The following is a 16,740-nucleotide window of genomic DNA, read 5'->3' as shown; positions in this document are numbered from 1 at the left end:
TATTTAAAAATCAATGGCACACAAAATCCTTATTGTAGATGATGAAAAAAATATTGGTTTTCTTTTAGAAACCTTCCTCAAAAAGGAAGGATTTGAGCCTTATTATGTTGCCACTGGTAAAGAGGCTTTAAAATTGTTTGAAAAACAACCTTTTGATTTAATTTTACTTGATATTAAGATGCCCGATATAAATGGGATTGAGTTATTAAAGCATTTTAGAAATAAAAATCCAAGAATAAAGATTATTATGATTACAGCCTATCCTTCAATTGAAACAGCAGTTGAAGCAATGAAGGAAGAGGCATTTGATTATGTTATAAAACCTATTGATTTAGATGAATTAAAAAAATTGATTGAACGTGCTTTAAAAAAAGAAAAATCTATTTCAGCAGAAAAGGTTATTCATTATGGCAATATTGTTGCTCGTAGTCCAGTTATGCTTAGACTCCTTGAAAAATTGCCTAGAATTGCTGCTACTAAGGCAAATGTTTTAATAATGGGAGAAAGTGGAACAGGAAAAGAATTAATTGCAAGGGCTATTCATAATTTAAGTCCAAGAAGAAATAAGCCATTTGTAGCAGTAAATTGTGCTGGTATTCCAGAAACTCTTTTAGAAAGTGAATTATTTGGTTACAGAAAAGGAGCATTTACTGGGGCAATGATGGATAGAATTGGACTTTTCCAAAGTGCTGATCAGGGAACAATATTTTTAGATGAAATTGGCGATCTATCCCCTACACTTCAAGTAAAATTGTTAAGAGTGGTAGAAGAAAAATGTTTTAAACCTTTGGGTAGTAATCAAGAAGTACAAGTAGATGTTCGCATTATCTCTGCTACTAATAGAAATTTAGAACAGGAAGTAATTTCTGGCCGTTTTCGTGAAGATTTGTATTATCGGCTTAATGTTATCCCTATTAGGGTACCTCCTTTAAGGGAAAGAAAAGAAGATATACCAATTTTAATTGAATATTTTCTTGAAAAGTATTCAAAGGAATTAGGTAAAGAAGTACGTCATATTTCTGCTTCAGCCCTTTCTTTGCTTATGGAGTATGATTTTCCAGGTAATGTAAGAGAACTTGAAAATATTATTGAAAGATGTGTAGCACTTGAAACAAGCAATATTATATTGCCTGAAAGTTTGATTATCTCCACTTTTAAAAAGAAAAAAACACTGAGTGAAGAAAAAGCAGAATTGCCTTTAGAAGGTATAGATTTAGAGGAAAAATTAGCTAGTATAGAAAAACAATTATTAATTGAGGCATTAAAAAAAGCAAAAGGAGTGAAAACAGAAGCAGCAAAACTTTTAAATTTAAGTTTTAGAAGTTTTCGTTATAAATTGCAAAAATATGGTCTTGACTCATCCAAGGAATGAAACAAATAGTCAACGTCTAAAAGTCTATTTATTTTTCAGGATTACATTTGTTTTTATCATTTCTCTTCTTGCTATTTTCCTATATTTTAAAGGAAAATGGCCATATCCATCATCTTATTTTATTTATTTTTTAGAATGGACTGGTGTTGTTTTTTTCACTAGCTTTTTATCTTGGCTCTTTTGGTATAAAAAAGAATATCGTATATTGTCTTCTTTTTTGCTTTCTCTTGACCCATTTTTAATTACAGCCCTTATTTATATCACAGGTGGAGCAAATAGCTTTTTTTCCATTTTATATATCTTTGTCATCATCCTAGCTGCTCAGATATTTCAAAAACGTGGTGCCTTCTTAATGGCTGCTTTAAGCTGTATTTTATATGGTGGTCTTATAGATTTACAATATTTTGGCATTATTACCCCTTTAGGTGAAAAGGCAGGAGAGGATGTATTTTTTACGCTTTTAATCAATTTTAGTGCTTTTTTTACCATTGCCTTCCTTATAAGTTTATTATTGGAACAACTTGAGAAATCACGAAAAAAAATCCATTTTTTAGAGCTATTACATAAACATGTCCTTGAAAGTATCCCTAGTGGTGTCATTACAGTTAATGAAAAAGATCGCATTCTTTATATGAACAAAACTGCAGAATTCCTCACTGGTTATCAAAGTCAATTTTTATTACATCAGCCATTAAAAAAAGTTTTTCCATATCAAAAACTTATTCCAGGACAAAGGATGGAATTTTCCTTTGTCAAACCAGATGGTAAGGTAGTTTATTTGGGAATAAGCGTTTCTTCTTTAAGAAATGAGACAGGAGAATATGTAGGTAAAGTAGTTATTTTTCAAGATTTAACCCATATTAAGCAAGCGGAGAAATTAAGTCTTTTAAATAAATTAACTTCTCATATGGCACATGAAATTCGAACTCCACTTACTTCTATTAGTGGATGTTTACAAATGTTACGCAAAGAAGATAATATCTCTTTTCAAAGCAAAACATTAATTGAACTCTCTCTTCAAGAGATAAAAAGACTTAATAGTCTTATTTCAGATTATCTCACCTTCGCTCGTCCTGTTTGGCAAAAAGAAAAAGTAAATTTAGCTAAATTGATTGAAGAAACAGTTGCTTTATTTAAAGGTGGTCTAGAAAACAAAAAGATTTTTATTGAAACAAAACTCTTACCAGAGATTTATATTTTAGGAAATAAGGAAGAAATAAGACGTATTTTCTGGAATCTTTTTGTAAATGCCTATGAAGCAATGCCTGAAGGAGGAAAACTTATTATTAGTATGGAAAATAGTTCCTTTAATATGGTAAAAGTAGATGTTGAAGACACAGGTAAAGGCATCCCTGCGGATATGAAGGATCGCATTTTTGAACCTTTTTTTACTACTAAAGCCCATGGTAGTGGTCTTGGTTTAGCCATTGTCCATAAGATTGTAAGTGAACATGAAGGAAAAATTGAAGTAAAGAGTGAATTAAATAAAGGAACTACTTTTACTCTCTATTTTCCTTTAACCTCTCCTCCACACTCAAAGCATGAGCCATAAGCCCTTCTAAATGAGCTAAAGCTATAACTTTTGGCCCAAGGGCTTTTGTCCCTTCTTTAGAAATAAAAAGAATACTAGAGCGTTTTAAAAAATGCTCAGTAGAAAGCACTGAAGAAAATCGAGCTGTTCCTCCTGTAGGTAAGGTATGATTTGGGCCAGCCATATAATCACCAATAGCCTCTACAGCATATTCACCTAAAAAAATAGCACCAGCATGTTTTATTTTTGTTAAAAGGGAAAAGGGATTTTCTATCAAAAGTTCAAGATGCTCAGGGGCAATAGTATTTGCTACTTCTGCAGCTATTTCTAAATCAGGCACTACAAATATATAACCTTGATTTTTAATTGCTTCTTTAGCAATAGATTTTCGAGGAATTTCATTTAAACGTCTTTCTATTTCTTTTAATACAGCTTGAGCATATTCTTCTGAATTAGTAATTAAGATAGCGCTAGCCATTTCATCATGTTCTGCTTGAGAGATTAAATCTGCTGCTGTCCAATTAGGGGGAACTTTTCCATCAGCAATAACAGCAATTTCACTTGGTCCAGCCACCATATCAATACCAACATCGCCAAATACTAACTTTTTAGCTGCTGCCACATAAATATTTCCTGGGCCGCAAATAAAATCTACTTTTGGTATTGTTTCTGTACCATACGCTAAAGCAGCAATAGCCTGTGCTCCACCAATCCGAAATATTTTATTTACTCCTGCTATTTTAGCAGCAGCTAATACAATAGATGAAATTTTACCATTTGGTGTAGGTACACACATAAAAATCTCTTTTACTTGAGCTACTTTTGCAGGTATAACATTCATAAGTACAGTTGAAGGATAAACAGCCTTACCTCCTGGGCAATATACTCCTAACCTTTCTATTACACTGACTTTTTGTCCCAATAAATTCCCATATTCATCACTAATAAACCAACTTTTAGGCAGATATTGACTGTGAAAATTTTTTATACGATTAGCTGCTTCTTTTAATAAAGGAATAATCTCTTTATTTTCTTCAAAAGCCCTTTCTATCTCTAAAAAATCAATTTCTATACCAATTTCACACAAATCTATCTTATCAAATCTTTTTGTATATTCTATTACTGCTTCATCTCCTTTTTTGCGTACATCATCAATTATCTTAAGCACTTTCTGCAAAATTTCAGGTGGAATAAGAACTCTTTTTTGCCATTCTTTTTTAAAATCATTTAGGTCATCTTTATTAAAAATTTTATAAACTTTCATTTTGTTTGCTCAGAACAAATATAATTACCACTGCGACCACCACTTTTTTGTATCAATCGAATATCTGTAATGCGCATCTCTTTATCTACTGCCTTGCTCATATCATAAATAGTAAGGGCAGCTATAGCTACAGCAGTTAATGCCTCCATTTCTACTCCAGTACGACCAACAATACTTATTTTACTTTCTATTTCAATGGCATTTTCATCTGGCAAAGGTATAAATTGGATATCTATATGGGTAATATTTAAGGGATGACAAAGAGGTATTATTTCAGCTGTTTTTTTTGCTGCTAAAATGCCAGCAATCTTAGCTGTATTAAAAACATCTCCCTTTTTCATCTCTCCAGCCATAATGAGTTTAAGAGTCTCTGGACGCATAATAATCCGCCCACGAGCAATAGCAAAACGAGCTGTTTCTTCTTTTTTACCAACATCTACCATATGCACTTCACCTTTTGAAGAAAGATGAGTGAGTTTCATTCTTTTTTATGAAATTTTGTTTTAAGATACTCTTTCATCTTGTTCCAGAAATTCTTATAAGGAGAAGACTTTTTCTCCTGTTCTATAGCTTCAAATTCTTTTAAAATCTCTATCTGACGTTGTGTGAGATCAGTAGGTACCTTTACAACAATACGTATAAGCTGATCCCCTTCTCCTCTTCTACCCAAATGAGGTACACCCATATGTTTTAAACGAAAAATATGACCAGGTTGTGTGCCTGGAGGAATTTTTAATTTTTGAGTTCCCTTTAAGGTAGGTACTTCTATCTCATCTCCTAATGCAGCTTGCACAAAAGAAATAGGTACTTCACAGAGAATATCATCGCCTTTTCTTGTAAAAAAAGGATGCGATTTAACATGGATAACTACATATAAATCACCAGGTGGACCACCATGAAGACCTGGCTCTCCTTCACCTTCTACACGTAATCTTGTTCCAGAATCTACACCTGGAGGGATTCTTAATTTAATATTTTTTCTCCCTTTTACCCAACCTGTTCCACCACAATTTTTACATGGATTAAGAATCAAATAACCTTCTCCACCACAACGGGGGCATGTAGTGCCTATTTTTAAAAAACCATGAGTCTGATAAACTTGCCCACGTCCATGACATAAATCACAGACCTGAGGCTGATAACCAGGTTGAATCCCTGAACCATCACAAAAGGGACAAACAGTCTTTTTTGGTATACTGATTTCCTTTTCTACACCAAATACTGCTTCTTCTAAAGTGATTTCTAAATCATAACGAATATCTGCTCCTGTTTCTGGTACCTTATGTCTGCTTGGTCTAAAACCAAAAAATTCATCAAATATTTCACTAAATGTGCTAAAAATATCATCAAAATCTCTAAAGGTGGGACCTACTCCATGACTGTCTAAACCAGCATGTCCATAACGGTCATAAATAGCCCTTTTTTCTGGATCACGTAATACATCATAAGCTTCTGATATTTCTTTAAATTTTTCTTCAGCTTCTTTATCTCCGGGATTTCTATCTGGATGATATTTAAAGGCTAATCTTCTATATGCCCGCTTAATCTCCTCTTCTGTTGCGTTCCTAGGTACACCAAGAATTTCGTAATAGTCCTTTTTCATTTTTTCTTTTTTAACTTCTTATTCTCTGGTTTAAGAAAGGGCAAACTTAGCTGAGAAGCAATATAAAGCCCCTGTGCTTGCACAGTCTCTTCTATTTCTTTTATCTTCTCTTTATTATCTATCTCCTGAAATGCCTTTAAAGCAAAATTCATTTTCCCAAGTTTTAAAGCATTTTCTCCAATTTTTTCCCAAACTTCCTTTTGAGGTTTTTCTTTTAAAGCTTGATAAATCTTTTTAAACAAAAATACATCACCTTCTGAAATAATTTGAGGAATAAGCTCTTTTAATTTTTCCTTAGCTTCTGCTTTAGCAAAAAAATCTATAGCATCACTTAAAAAACCTTGTGATTTAAACCATTCTCCATATCTAACACATTCTTCTCGATCAAATACTTTAGCATTTAAATAATCTCTTTTTTTTAAACAAGAAAATATTTTTTTACTCATTTTTTTCTTTTTTAATCACCTTGCCTGCAGCAATCTCTCTAAGTGCAACAACAATCTCTTTATTATTACATTCTATAAGTGGCTTTGCCCCTTCCCTCAATTGTAATACCCTTTTTACAGCCATGTGAACAAGGGCAAAGCGATTGTCCACTTGTTTTAAGCAATCTTCTATTGTAACTCGTGCCATAACACCACCTCCTTATTTAATTAGAAAATTTTATTTTAGCTCTATTTTTTTATGAAAGCAATTATCCCTCTCTCATTTTATGAGGAAAGCTTTCAAGAAATTTTTTATCAACAGCATAAAATTTATCTTTATATTCCACCCAAATACATGCCTTATCTTCAAAACATTTAAGTGAAAGTATTATTTTTTTATTATCCCAAAGTTTAACTTCAGCTTTTGATAAGGGAAATTCTTTTGGCTTTTCAATTTTTTTTGGAAGATATTTTAAATTCAATAAATCACTAATCAAAAAATCAATTTCATAATCTTCTGCCATTTTTTTTGGCTCAATAGCCCATTTATTTTCTTTTTTTATTGCCTTTAATTTTTTCCCTGCATAAACAATTTCTACTTTTTTAACTTTTTCCTGATCAAATTTAATGAAATGTCTATCTTTGAAAGTCTCTGGTGTTTTTGTAAGCTCATCCCATAATTCTTTTCTTAAAATCATAACTACAGGTCTATAACTGCTTTTAGCTAAAATTTTATCTTTTTCTTTAAAAAGTTTTAACCAATGATTCTTTTCTTTTTCTGAAATTTCAATTTCCAATTCTGACTTAATTTTTATTTTTTCCTCAAATCCTTTTGCTCTTTCTGTTTGTAAGCGATAAAGCACATCTTCTACTTCATCCTTATCAGCCTTTGCTTTAAATGGCATTTTTAAATACCATTGATTGTTTTCCTTTTCTAAAAGAATATTTTTTTCACTAGTTTTAATATTAACTTTAATTACTTTTATAGGATCAAAATCTAAAATACGTTTGTCCCTTAAATCATCTAAATCTTTATTCAAAGAAAATACTAAAGAGCTTGGTAAAAGATAAATAGCCTTTTTTTTAGATGTCAAAGCATAAACCTTAGTAGCATCTGGTGTATCACTACCAAGGAAAAGATTAAAACTGGCTTTTTTTGCCATCAAATTTATTTCTATACGAGGTTTATCTAAACCATATGGAAGAAGCTTGTCTGGCACTGGTGTTATGGTACGTTCTGCTTTTGCTTTTGTTATAGTATCTAAAATCCCCTGTATAGTAAATTTATCTGCCCAATCATCTACTGGCTGTTTTAGTCGCCATCTTTCATTTTCTTTTTTAATTTCAAAATTACCATATTTATTTTTTAATTTAATTGAAAAAACATCTTCTGTTTTTAATTTGCATATCTGTTTTTCTTTCTCTTGCCTTTCTTTAATCTTGGCTAATCTTGCTTTTTGATATTGATAAAAAATAATCATCATGAGGAGGAAAAAAGCATAAAGAGCAAGTTTGCGCCAACTCATAATTTGCGCCTCCTAAAATAAACCACAATACCTACAATAAGCATAAGCAATGGCCATACTACTACTGGTAAATAAAAAATAACTTTGCCCTGAGAATGAGAAAGGACAAGTGGAGTACTTTTTATTTCTTTTGGTGGAATAGCAATTAAATTCTCTTCTTCTGTAAGCCAGGAAATCAAATTTAGACCAAAATCACCATTACCAGAAGCTTGAAAATAACTGTTGCTTAAAAAATCAGCATCACCTATTACAGCAATTCTAAATCCATTTTCCCCTTCTTTCCAACTTGCTACTGCTACTGGTACTGGTCCTTTTATATCCTTTCTATCAAAAAGAGCCTTACCTGCTTTAAGAGCCTTTAAATCTGTTTCTCCCCAAGCATTTTCACTTGTCCAAGCAAGTATTTCTGCCTTTATCTCCTTTGGCAAATCTTTTTTTATCTTTATAGAACGAGCAAGTGGTAAAAAACATACAAGATTAAAATCCTTTGTAACTGGATGATTTTTATTATATTTAATTATAACAGGAATAAGATAATCCCCTCCAAAAAGTCTGCTCATCTTATCTACAATCATATCATCATCAAGAATTATTCCCTTTTCTTTTAATAAATCTTTTAATTCTTCGCCTGTTTCTGGATTAAGTAAAAATAGTACTTGTCCACCTCTATCAATGTAATCTTTTATTACTTTTATCTCAGCTGACAAAAGTGGCTTATTTGGACCAGCTATTACAAGCAATTTTGCATCTTTTGGTATCTCTGCTTCTTTTGCCAACAATAAAGATTTTACAATATAACCTTTATCAGTTAAAGCTGTCTTTAAACGGCTATAACCAATCTTCCCTCTATTATCAATATCATATTCTCCATGTCCTTTGAGGAAATAAATGACCTTTCTCTCTGGTCTTGTCACACGAACTATAGCATTTGTAAGCTTCTCCTCAGTAATTTCATAAATCTGTTCTCTTTTTTCTCCGCTTTCAACAACAATTGTATTATATCGAGTAACATTATATTTTTTTGCTTCAAGAGGATGACGGTCAGGATCAATAAATGTATAATTAAACTTTCTTGAATGATAACGATACTGTTCTAATAAATCTTTTGCTTTCTCCCTTTCACTACCAGAAGAAAAAAAACCTATTACTTTTACTTTTGTTTTTAAATTCTTTAAAACATTTACTGTCTGAGGGGAAAGTGTATAGCGTTTTTCTTTTGTTAAATCAAAACGAAGATGATATTGCTGAGCAAATAGATTGGCCATTATAAGGATGCCAAGAAAGATAAAAATAAAAATCAAAGATTGAAGATAATAAACACGTCTCATATTTAGCTCCGCTTCCGATGTATTTCTAAAGAACGTAGTGTGAGAAAAAGACCAAATAGGATAAATGTTAAATAAAACACAATATCTGCTGTATCAATAATGCCTTTTGTAAAATTGCGAAAATGGGTAATTAAAGAAACGCCTTCAAAAATTTTAGAAAGAGGTGGTTCGGTAAGATAGGCTGCCCAATTAATAATCCAAAATAAAAGCAAAAGACCAAAAGTAAGAGCAGCTGCTATTATTTGATTCTCTGTAAGGCTTGAAATAAAAACACCCAAAGCAATAAAGGCACTACCCATAAGTAATAAACCAAGATAGCCTGTAAAAAATGGTCCTAAGTCAGAACGTCCTACCCAAAATAAAAGCAATGGATATATAAAAGTTAAAATAAGCATAAGGATATAAACACTTATACATCCTAAAAACTTCCCCAAAATCAATTCAATATCACTTATTGGATAGCTTAAAAGCAATTCCATTGTTCCATGACGCCTCTCTTCAGCAAAAAGACGCATGGTTAAAAGAGGTAAAAGCAAAAGTAAAACAATACTCATATTTCCCAAAAGAGGTTCTATTACCCATTCAACCAAATTAAATTCACCACCCCACCATTGTGTTGCCTGAATACTCATAAGACTAAAGTAGGCAACATTGCTGGCAAAAAAATAACCACTTAAAAGTAAAAAGATAAAAAGTACTGTATAAACAATAGGAGAAGTAAAATATCCATACCATTCCTTTTTCAATAAAATCCAGATATTGCGCATTTAACTAGCCTCTTCTGTAACAAGTTGGACAAATACTTCTTCTAAACTAGCTCTTCTTGGAATTAACTCAAGTAAATCCCAACCTTTTTCTACTATTGTCTTTACAATGAAAGGTCTCATCTCTATTTGAGGTGAAAAGCGCAAAAATGCCCTTGTAAATTCATTCTCTTTCTTTACTTCTATTCCTTCAATTTCTGGAATACTTTTAAAATGATTTTCAATTTCTTCTGCTGGTGCCTTTACCAAAATCTCTATTTGCCCCCTTTTTGCTGTAAGATTATCTGGTGTGTCTTCAGCTACTACTTCTCCTTTATTAATAATCAATACTCTTGTACAAACCATACTTACTTCTGGTAAAATATGAGTGCTTAAGATAACTGTTTTTTCTCCAGCCAAATGTTTGATTAATTGCCTAATCTCATAAATCTGTTTTGGGTCAAGACCAATAGTAGGCTCATCTAAAATCAATATTTCTGGATCATTTACTAAAGCCTGAGCTAGACCCACCCGCTGCCTATAACCTTTAGATAGACGTTTAATTAATCTATTTTTCACCTCTTTAATACCACATTCTTCTATTACTTTTTCAACTTGCATTTTCTGCTTTTTCCCTTTTATCCCTTTTATAGAAGCAACAAATTTAAGATAAGCTTCCACCGTCATTTCATCATAAAGTGGATTGTTTTCAGGTAAATAGCCTAATTTCTGTTTTGCAAAAATGGGATTTTTGGTTATATCCTCACCAGCAATCTTTACTGTACCACTTGATGGAGGGAAAAAGCCTGTTAAAATACGCATAGTTGTTGTTTTTCCTGCGCCATTTGGCCCAAGGAATCCTAATATTTCCCCCTTTTCTACTTTAAAAGAAATGTTTTTTAATGCCTGTCTCTCGCCAAACCATTTGGAGACATTTATAACTTCAATCATAGCTTTATTACATATAAGTCTTTTTTTAAAAAAGTAAAGGCTATTTCACAATCATTATTTCAATATCTTTCCTCTTTCTTGTAACATTTATAACAACATCATTTTCATATCTTTTCAAATAAAGATGAATAAAACTATCTCCAACTCTTAAATTTTCTAAATAAATTTCTTCTAAAAATGAAGGAAGTATAGGGCGATAAAAACAAAGTTTCTTCTCTTCAAAAACAATGCCTAAACAAGCTTGCAGTAAGAAAAAGACAGCAGCTGCGGACCAGGTTTGAGGGTTACATGCTACTGGATAATGGGTTGGCCCTTCGTCTGTCCTACGTGGGAAACCACAAAAAAGCTCTGGCAATCTATGTAAGCCAAAAAATGTGCTCGCTTCAAATAATCCTTTTATAATTTTTAAAACATCTTCTTTAAAACCATAACGGCTCAGACCATATGCAATAATCGCATTATCATGAGGCCAAACAGAACCATTATGATAGGATATAGGATTATAAGCTCGCTCAAGACTTGAAACTGTCCTAATCCCCCAACCAGAGAAAAGATGATCTTCAAATAGGGTGCGTACAAGACGTTTAGCGTATCCTTCTTTAGCAATACCACTAAAAAGGGCATGTCCTGCGTTTGATGTCCTCACTTTGCAAGGACATTTATCTCCATCTAAAGCAAGTGCATAACTATTAATCTCATTACACCAAAATATATCATTGAATTTTCTTTTTAAAGATTCTGCTTCTCTTAAAAGCTTTTTGGACATCTTTTCTTTCCCAAGGATTTTTGCTAAACAAGCTGCTTTTCTCTTTGCTGAATAGACATATCCTTGAACCTCTACTAAAGCAATTGGTGGTTTTGCTAAATTACCATTAGCATGAAAGACACTATCATGGGAATCTTTCCAACCTTTATTTACAAGTCCATTAACAGAAGGTAAATATTCAATAAAACTATCCTTATCCAAATCACCATAAGTATCTATCCAATTTAATGCCAATTCAATATGAGGCCAAAGATTTTTAATAAATTCTTTATCACCTGTTCTTTCATAATAAGCCCCTGCTAAAATAATAAAAAGAGGAGTAGTATCAACACTGCCGTAATAATAATCAAATGGAATCTCTCCTGTTGCTGCCATTTCTCCTTTTCTTATCTCATGAACAATCTTGCCAGGTTGAGCATCCTTTTCTGGTATTTCTTCTTTTGCTTGAGTGTAGGCAAGATAATTTAAAACACCTTTCGCAATATCTGGATTTATCCAAAGGCATTCTAAAGCAGTAATAATGCCATCTCTCCCAAAAATAGTATTAAACCAAGGAATGCCAGCATAAGGATACAATCCAAAAGGTGTCTCAGTAAGCATCATAAAAATATCACTAAAAGAACGATTAAGCCAGGCATTAAATTGTTCATTTGAAGTAAAAATAACACAAGTCCTTTCCCTCAACTCCTTTAAAACTTTTTTTGTCCTTAATAATGCATCTTCATAAGAAAGACTTTGAGAAGCACCACTTTCTATACAATTAATAGTCAAAAATAAAGTAGCTGTTTCTTTTGGTGCTAAATTTAAATGGAATTTTACTTGTGAAGGAAAAATCTCTGAAGGTGAAGGATAAAAAGCAATATTTGTCTGACGGAAAACACCATCTAAACCTTTATAACCCAATATAATAGCATCTCCTTTAATAATTGCCTTTAATCTTTCCCCTCTCTTTTTTCTCTTTACTCCCCTTACCTCAAAAATATCGGCAAAATCAGCATCAAATGCAATAAAAATAGGTAAGTTAATATTAAAAGGAGCAAAATTTTGAATTTTTATACGTTCATAATAACTGCCTTCAAAGAGAAATTTAGAGCGAAATATATGTAGACTTCCTCTAGATAAAAAGAGGTTATTATCAATGATAATGTCAGGATTAGTCAAATCTACAGTAAGAAGTATATTGTCTTCTCTCACGCCTGAGCTTAGAAAAAATGGTTTAGTATTACAAATAAAGAATTCAAGTCTTGAAATATAACGTGTGCCTCTATGATAAATACCTTGCTCACCTAAACCGCTCTGTTCAATATTTCCATAATGATTGAAAATAGCAAAACTATCTCCTTGTTTTAAAATAAGACCATGCTCAATCTCCCCTGATCTAGCAAGTATATAATACTTATGTGGCTCAATAACCATCTTATACTGCTTTGAGTAATGGTTCTTTTTCTCTTAAAAGTTTTTCATAAAGATATAGATAATCCCTTGCCATACGGCTTGATGTAAATCTTTCTTCAAATATTTTACGACAACGTCTACGACTTAATCTTTTCACTTTTTCTATTGCTTTTACTGCCTCCTCTAAACTTTCAACAATAAAGCCATTAACACCGTCTTCTATAACCTCTGGTATAGAGCCACAACGCCAAGCAATAACTGGTGTACCACAAGCCATTGCCTCTATCATTACTAAACCAAAAGGTTCAGGCCAATCAATTGGAAAAAGCAAAGCATAAGCATTTCCTAAAAATTCATTTTTTTCTTTTTCGCCAATTTCTCCTATAAATTCCACATAAGAACTTTTTAACATAGGCTTTATTACTATCTCAAAATATTCTTTATCAACTTTATCTACTTTTGCTGCAATTTTCAAAGGCATTCCTGCCATCTCAGCTATCTTTATAGCCCTATCTGCCCTTTTTTCAGGAGAAATTCTTCCTAAAAAAGCTAAATATTTACCATGTCTTGCTCGAAATTTATATAAATCTTTGGGTAGACCATGATATACAGTGCCTACCCAATTTATAAAAGAGAGGGGTTTACGCTGTGCATTTGAAATAGAGACAAAAGGCATCTCTTTAAATTCTCTATAAAGTGGGAAAATATCTTTTATATCTAATCTTCCATGAAGTGTTGAGAGGAAAGGTGTTAGACAACGGCGAAAAAGTGGTAAATGGATATAATCAATATGAAAGTGAATAATGTCAAACTCATGAGCATGTTGAAAAACTTGTTCAAGCATAAGAATATGATGTACTAAACTGTCCATACAATCATTTAATCGCAATGCTTTAGGACATGGAGAAATAAGACGTGCCTTTGTTACAGAATCACCACTGGCAAAAAGGGTTACTTCATGTCCTTGTTTGACCAATTCTTCTGTAAGATAAGACACCACCCTTTCAGTACCACCATAAAATTTTGGAGGGACACTTTCATATAGAGGCGCAACTTGAGCAATCCGCATCCTTTCACCTCCTTATTATTATTTTTTAATATAAATAAGTACAACTTTTTAAGAGACAAGTGAGATTGCCAGCAAAAAGATTTAAGGCTATAACTATGCAAAAAATTTTTAGGAGAAAGTGATGGAACAGAAGGAAATTGCCATTTATTTCCATCGTGATTTTGATGGGATAGTTTCTGCTGCTTTAATCGCTGATTATGTTAAAGAAAAATGGTCTCCTTCTCAAATAAAATTTTTCCCTGTAGGCTATGGTTTAAAAAACAATTGGACAAAAACTACATTAAAAGGAGATATAAGCTTTGTTTTAGACTATATCTTCCATCCTCAGGCAACATATTGGTTTGATCACCATCAAACTGGCTTAAATAACTATGAAGGGCCACTTGAACCAAGTCGGCACTTTTTTGACCCAAAAAAATCTTCTTGTGCTTTACTTATATGGGAAGTGCTTTATGATGTTTTTTCTTATCGCAATTTAAATTTTAAAGAATTGGTAATGTGGGCAGATAAAATAGATAGTGCTAGATTCTCTTTAGAAGAACTTATAACTTGTAAAGAAAAACCACTTAAAATTCATCTTTCTTTAGGTATAGAAGGAGATAATGCTTATTTAATAGAACTTGCACGTTTATTCTTTCAATACAAAGATCAGCTCATTTCTTCAAAAATACCTCTACCTTTAATTGTAGAATGGCGTTTTGAAAGAGCAAAAAAAATGCGCAATGAAATATTACAAGAGTTTCAAAAAAATGCTATTTTTGACCCAGAAAATAGAATTGTTTTTTTCAGTATGCCACAAAGATTTTTAACATGCCGTTGGGCACCTTATTATTTCTATCCAGAATGCCTTTATGTAGTAGGTATTCTTGCAATGCAAAGTGGTCGTTATATGATTATAGTCAGTGCTAATCCTTGGGAGAAAAATATTCATTCTATTAATATAGGAAAAATCTGTGCTAATTATGGAGGTGGTGGTCATCCTACAGCAGGAGGAATCAATGTAGATGAGGCTTCTGAAGCACAAAAAATTGCAGAGGAGATTATTGCTATTTTAAAAAACAAAATTAATGAAAAAAATAGTTAAATTCATTTAATAGAATTGACTTTTTAAAAAGACTAAGTTATATGATGGGCATGATGTTAAATTATTGGTGGTGGCTCCTCCGGACTGCTATGGAGTGAGCCCACCACTATAAAATATAAGAAAGCCGTGGGTTGCTCCATAGCAGTAGCCCACGGCTTAATTCATTTAAAGCCGTGGCAAACCACGGCTTTTTTATTTAGGAGGAAAAAATGTTTATACCAGGAATTGAGGAATTTAAAACACTAGCCAAAGAGTATAATCTTGTTCCTGTTTATAAAGAATTATTAGCAGATATTGAAACACCAGTATCAACTTATTTAAAGCTAAAAGATAAAGGTTTTTCATTTCTTTTAGAAAGTGTTGAAAGAGGAGAAAGATTCGGTCGTTATAGCTTTATTGGTTTAAATCCACTTCTTATTGTTTTTTATGAAATTCCAGAAATAAAAATTAAGCAAAAAGAAAAAGAAAAAAAGTTTTTGCAAGTAAATGACCCACTCCCCATCTTAAGACAAATTCTCTCTACATTTCGCTTAGCCAAGGTAGCAGGACTTCCTCGTTTTCAAGGAGGACTTGTAGGATATTTTTCTTATGATGTTGTGCGTTGTTGGGAAAGACTTCCCTCAATTTCTAAAAAAGACACAAATATTCCTGAGGCTATATTTGTTTTACCACAAGAATTAATTATTTTTGATCATGTCAGTCATAAAATGAAAATAGTTAATTTTGTATTAATAGAAGAAGGAAAAAATGCTGAATTTCTCTATAATGAAGCTAAAAAACGTATTGAATCAAGAATAGATTGTCTAGCTTCTCCTTTAAAATATCCTACTTCTCTTTTCATTCTTTCAGAAGTAAAATCCAATTTCACTCCATCTAGTTTTATGGAAGCAGTTAAAAAAGCACGGGATTATATTATAGCAGGTGATGCTATTCAGGTTGTGCTTTCGCAGAGATTAGAAGTGGATTTTGAAGGAGAGGATTTTAGTATTTATCGAGCTTTAAGAAGTCTCAATCCTTCTCCATATATGTTTTATTTAAATTTTGGAGAATTAAAATTAATAGGGGCTTCACCTGAAATATTAGTAAGGCTTGAAAAAGATATTATTACAGTACGTCCTATTGCTGGTACAAGACCTAGGGGAAAAACAGAAGAAGAGGATAAGGCTTTAGAAAAAGAACTTTTGGCCGATCCAAAGGAAAGAGCCGAACATATTATGTTAGTAGATTTAGGAAGAAATGATGTTGGAAGAGTAGCAAAAGGAGGCAGTGTAAAAGTTACAGAATTAATGGTTATTGAAAGATATTCTCATGTTATGCATATTGTTTCTAATGTAATTGGAGAATTAAAAAAAGGTGAAGATGCTTTTACGGTTTTAAAAGCTACATTTCCTGCTGGTACAGTAAGTGGAGCACCAAAAGTAAGGGCAATGGAAATTATTGAAGAACTTGAACCTACTAAAAGAGGGCCTTATGCTGGAGCAGTAGGTTATTTTAGTTTTTCTGGAGAGATGGATTTTTGTATTACTATTCGCACAATTGTTGCTTGGAAAAATAAGCTTTATATTCAAGTAGGTGCAGGTATTGTAGCAGATTCAATACCTCAAAGAGAATATGAAGAAACTATAAATAAGGCTAAAGCAATGTTAAAAGCAATAGAATGGACGAAAAATGGTCTTTAGGAGT

General features: G+C 32.3%; 15 protein-coding genes. 4 read left to right on the top strand and 11 right to left on the bottom strand.

The window, feature by feature from the left end:
* Positions 1 to 13: 13 nt before the first annotated feature.
* On the top strand, positions 14 to 1,372 hold the full coding sequence (locus LWW95_06875; protein MDL1956751.1) for a sigma-54 dependent transcriptional regulator: 1,359 nt from the start codon (positions 14 to 16) through the stop codon (positions 1,370 to 1,372).
* On the top strand, positions 1,347 to 2,924 hold the full coding sequence (locus LWW95_06870; protein MDL1956750.1) for an ATP-binding protein: 1,578 nt from the start codon (positions 1,347 to 1,349) through the stop codon (positions 2,922 to 2,924). Before LWW95_06875 ends, LWW95_06870 begins: the two co-directional genes overlap by 26 nt.
* On the opposite strand, the gene hisD is transcribed toward LWW95_06870, so the two are convergent.
* The 11 genes from hisD to LWW95_06815 all read right to left on the bottom strand — a co-directional run bounded on the left by hisD (position 2,872) and on the right by LWW95_06815 (position 13,973).
* Positions 2,872 to 4,167 carry a histidinol dehydrogenase gene (gene hisD, locus LWW95_06865; GenBank protein MDL1956749.1) on the bottom strand — a complete coding sequence of 432 codons (1,296 nt, stop codon included), beginning with the start codon at positions 4,165 to 4,167 and terminating at the stop codon, positions 2,872 to 2,874. The genes LWW95_06870 and hisD overlap by 53 nt on opposite strands.
* Positions 4,164 to 4,649 (bottom strand): cyclic pyranopterin monophosphate synthase MoaC, encoded by a 486-nt coding sequence (moaC, locus tag LWW95_06860; GenBank protein ID MDL1956748.1) that lies wholly within the window; start codon positions 4,647 to 4,649, stop codon positions 4,164 to 4,166. Before moaC ends, hisD begins: the two co-directional genes overlap by 4 nt.
* A complete protein-coding gene (gene dnaJ / locus LWW95_06855; GenBank protein MDL1956747.1) occupies positions 4,646 to 5,770 on the bottom strand; it encodes a molecular chaperone DnaJ in 1,125 nt (374 codons plus the stop codon). The genes moaC and dnaJ overlap by 4 nt, the downstream gene beginning before the upstream one ends.
* Complete coding sequence (locus LWW95_06850) at positions 5,767 to 6,216, bottom strand: hypothetical protein (GenBank protein ID MDL1956746.1); 450 nt, start codon at positions 6,214 to 6,216, stop codon at positions 5,767 to 5,769. Before LWW95_06850 ends, dnaJ begins: the two co-directional genes overlap by 4 nt.
* A complete protein-coding gene (gene rpoZ, locus LWW95_06845) occupies positions 6,209 to 6,403 on the bottom strand; it encodes a DNA-directed RNA polymerase subunit omega (GenBank protein MDL1956745.1) in 195 nt (64 codons plus the stop codon). Before rpoZ ends, LWW95_06850 begins: the two co-directional genes overlap by 8 nt.
* A 61-nt stretch (positions 6,404 to 6,464) precedes the next feature.
* The gene (locus LWW95_06840) at positions 6,465 to 7,721 is read right to left on the bottom strand and encodes a DUF4340 domain-containing protein (GenBank protein ID MDL1956744.1); all 1,257 of its coding nucleotides are present in this window, start codon (positions 7,719 to 7,721) and stop codon (positions 6,465 to 6,467) included.
* Positions 7,718 to 9,049 carry a GldG family protein gene (locus tag LWW95_06835; GenBank protein MDL1956743.1) on the bottom strand — a complete coding sequence of 444 codons (1,332 nt, stop codon included), beginning with the start codon at positions 9,047 to 9,049 and terminating at the stop codon, positions 7,718 to 7,720. The genes LWW95_06840 and LWW95_06835 overlap by 4 nt, the downstream gene beginning before the upstream one ends.
* Positions 9,050 to 9,051: 2 nt before the next feature.
* Complete coding sequence (locus LWW95_06830) at positions 9,052 to 9,816, bottom strand: ABC transporter permease (protein MDL1956742.1); 765 nt, start codon at positions 9,814 to 9,816, stop codon at positions 9,052 to 9,054.
* Entirely contained in the window at positions 9,817 to 10,743 is a 927-nt protein-coding gene (locus tag LWW95_06825; protein MDL1956741.1) for an ABC transporter ATP-binding protein, read from the bottom strand.
* 40 nt (positions 10,744 to 10,783) lie between these two features.
* Positions 10,784 to 12,925 (bottom strand): amylo-alpha-1,6-glucosidase, encoded by a 2,142-nt coding sequence (locus LWW95_06820; protein ID MDL1956740.1) that lies wholly within the window; start codon positions 12,923 to 12,925, stop codon positions 10,784 to 10,786.
* A 1-nt stretch (position 12,926) separates the two neighbouring features.
* Positions 12,927 to 13,973, bottom strand: coding sequence for a glycosyltransferase family 4 protein (locus LWW95_06815; GenBank protein ID MDL1956739.1), 1,047 nt, complete (start codon positions 13,971 to 13,973; stop codon positions 12,927 to 12,929).
* 121 nt (positions 13,974 to 14,094) lie between these two features.
* Between LWW95_06815 and LWW95_06810 the strand changes: the two genes are divergently transcribed.
* Positions 14,095 to 15,057, top strand: coding sequence for a hypothetical protein (locus LWW95_06810; protein ID MDL1956738.1), 963 nt, complete (start codon positions 14,095 to 14,097; stop codon positions 15,055 to 15,057).
* A gap of 209 nt (positions 15,058 to 15,266) precedes the next feature.
* Positions 15,267 to 16,736 carry an anthranilate synthase component I gene (gene trpE / locus LWW95_06805; GenBank protein MDL1956737.1) on the top strand — a complete coding sequence of 490 codons (1,470 nt, stop codon included), beginning with the start codon at positions 15,267 to 15,269 and terminating at the stop codon, positions 16,734 to 16,736.
* The last annotated feature ends 4 nt before the right edge of the window (positions 16,737 to 16,740 follow it).

The sequence above is a fragment of the Candidatus Desulfofervidus auxilii genome (assembly GCA_030262725.1).
Lineage (GTDB): Bacteria > Desulfobacterota > Desulfofervidia > Desulfofervidales > Desulfofervidaceae > JAJSZS01.
The sequence above is the reverse complement of the archived record's forward strand: the minus strand, read 5'-3'. Positions and strand labels throughout refer to the sequence as shown.

Excerpts from the sequence above, each read along its gene's own strand:
- LWW95_06830 (MDL1956742.1), bottom strand. The coding sequence starts at position 9,816 with ATGCGCAATATCTGGATTTTATTGAAAAAGGAATGGTATGGATATTTT.
- trpE (MDL1956737.1), top strand. The coding sequence starts at position 15,267 with ATGTTTATACCAGGAATTGAGGAATTTAAAACACTAGCCAAAGAGTAT.
- hisD (MDL1956749.1), bottom strand. The coding sequence starts at position 4,167 with ATGAAAGTTTATAAAATTTTTAATAAAGATGACCTAAATGATTTTAAA.
- LWW95_06815 (MDL1956739.1), bottom strand. The coding sequence starts at position 13,973 with ATGCGGATTGCTCAAGTTGCGCCTCTATATGAAAGTGTCCCTCCAAAA.
- moaC (MDL1956748.1), bottom strand. The coding sequence starts at position 4,649 with ATGAAACTCACTCATCTTTCTTCAAAAGGTGAAGTGCATATGGTAGAT.
- LWW95_06850 (MDL1956746.1), bottom strand. The coding sequence starts at position 6,216 with ATGAGTAAAAAAATATTTTCTTGTTTAAAAAAAAGAGATTATTTAAAT.
- LWW95_06875 (MDL1956751.1), top strand. The coding sequence starts at position 14 with ATGGCACACAAAATCCTTATTGTAGATGATGAAAAAAATATTGGTTTT.
- rpoZ (MDL1956745.1), bottom strand. The coding sequence starts at position 6,403 with ATGGCACGAGTTACAATAGAAGATTGCTTAAAACAAGTGGACAATCGC.
- LWW95_06840 (MDL1956744.1), bottom strand. The coding sequence starts at position 7,721 with ATGAGTTGGCGCAAACTTGCTCTTTATGCTTTTTTCCTCCTCATGATG.
- LWW95_06835 (MDL1956743.1), bottom strand. The coding sequence starts at position 9,049 with ATGAGACGTGTTTATTATCTTCAATCTTTGATTTTTATTTTTATCTTT.
- LWW95_06825 (MDL1956741.1), bottom strand. The coding sequence starts at position 10,743 with ATGATTGAAGTTATAAATGTCTCCAAATGGTTTGGCGAGAGACAGGCA.
- LWW95_06810 (MDL1956738.1), top strand. The coding sequence starts at position 14,095 with ATGGAACAGAAGGAAATTGCCATTTATTTCCATCGTGATTTTGATGGG.
- dnaJ (MDL1956747.1), bottom strand. The coding sequence starts at position 5,770 with ATGAAAAAGGACTATTACGAAATTCTTGGTGTACCTAGGAACGCAACA.
- LWW95_06820 (MDL1956740.1), bottom strand. The coding sequence starts at position 12,925 with ATGGTTATTGAGCCACATAAGTATTATATACTTGCTAGATCAGGGGAG.
- LWW95_06870 (MDL1956750.1), top strand. The coding sequence starts at position 1,347 with ATGGTCTTGACTCATCCAAGGAATGAAACAAATAGTCAACGTCTAAAA.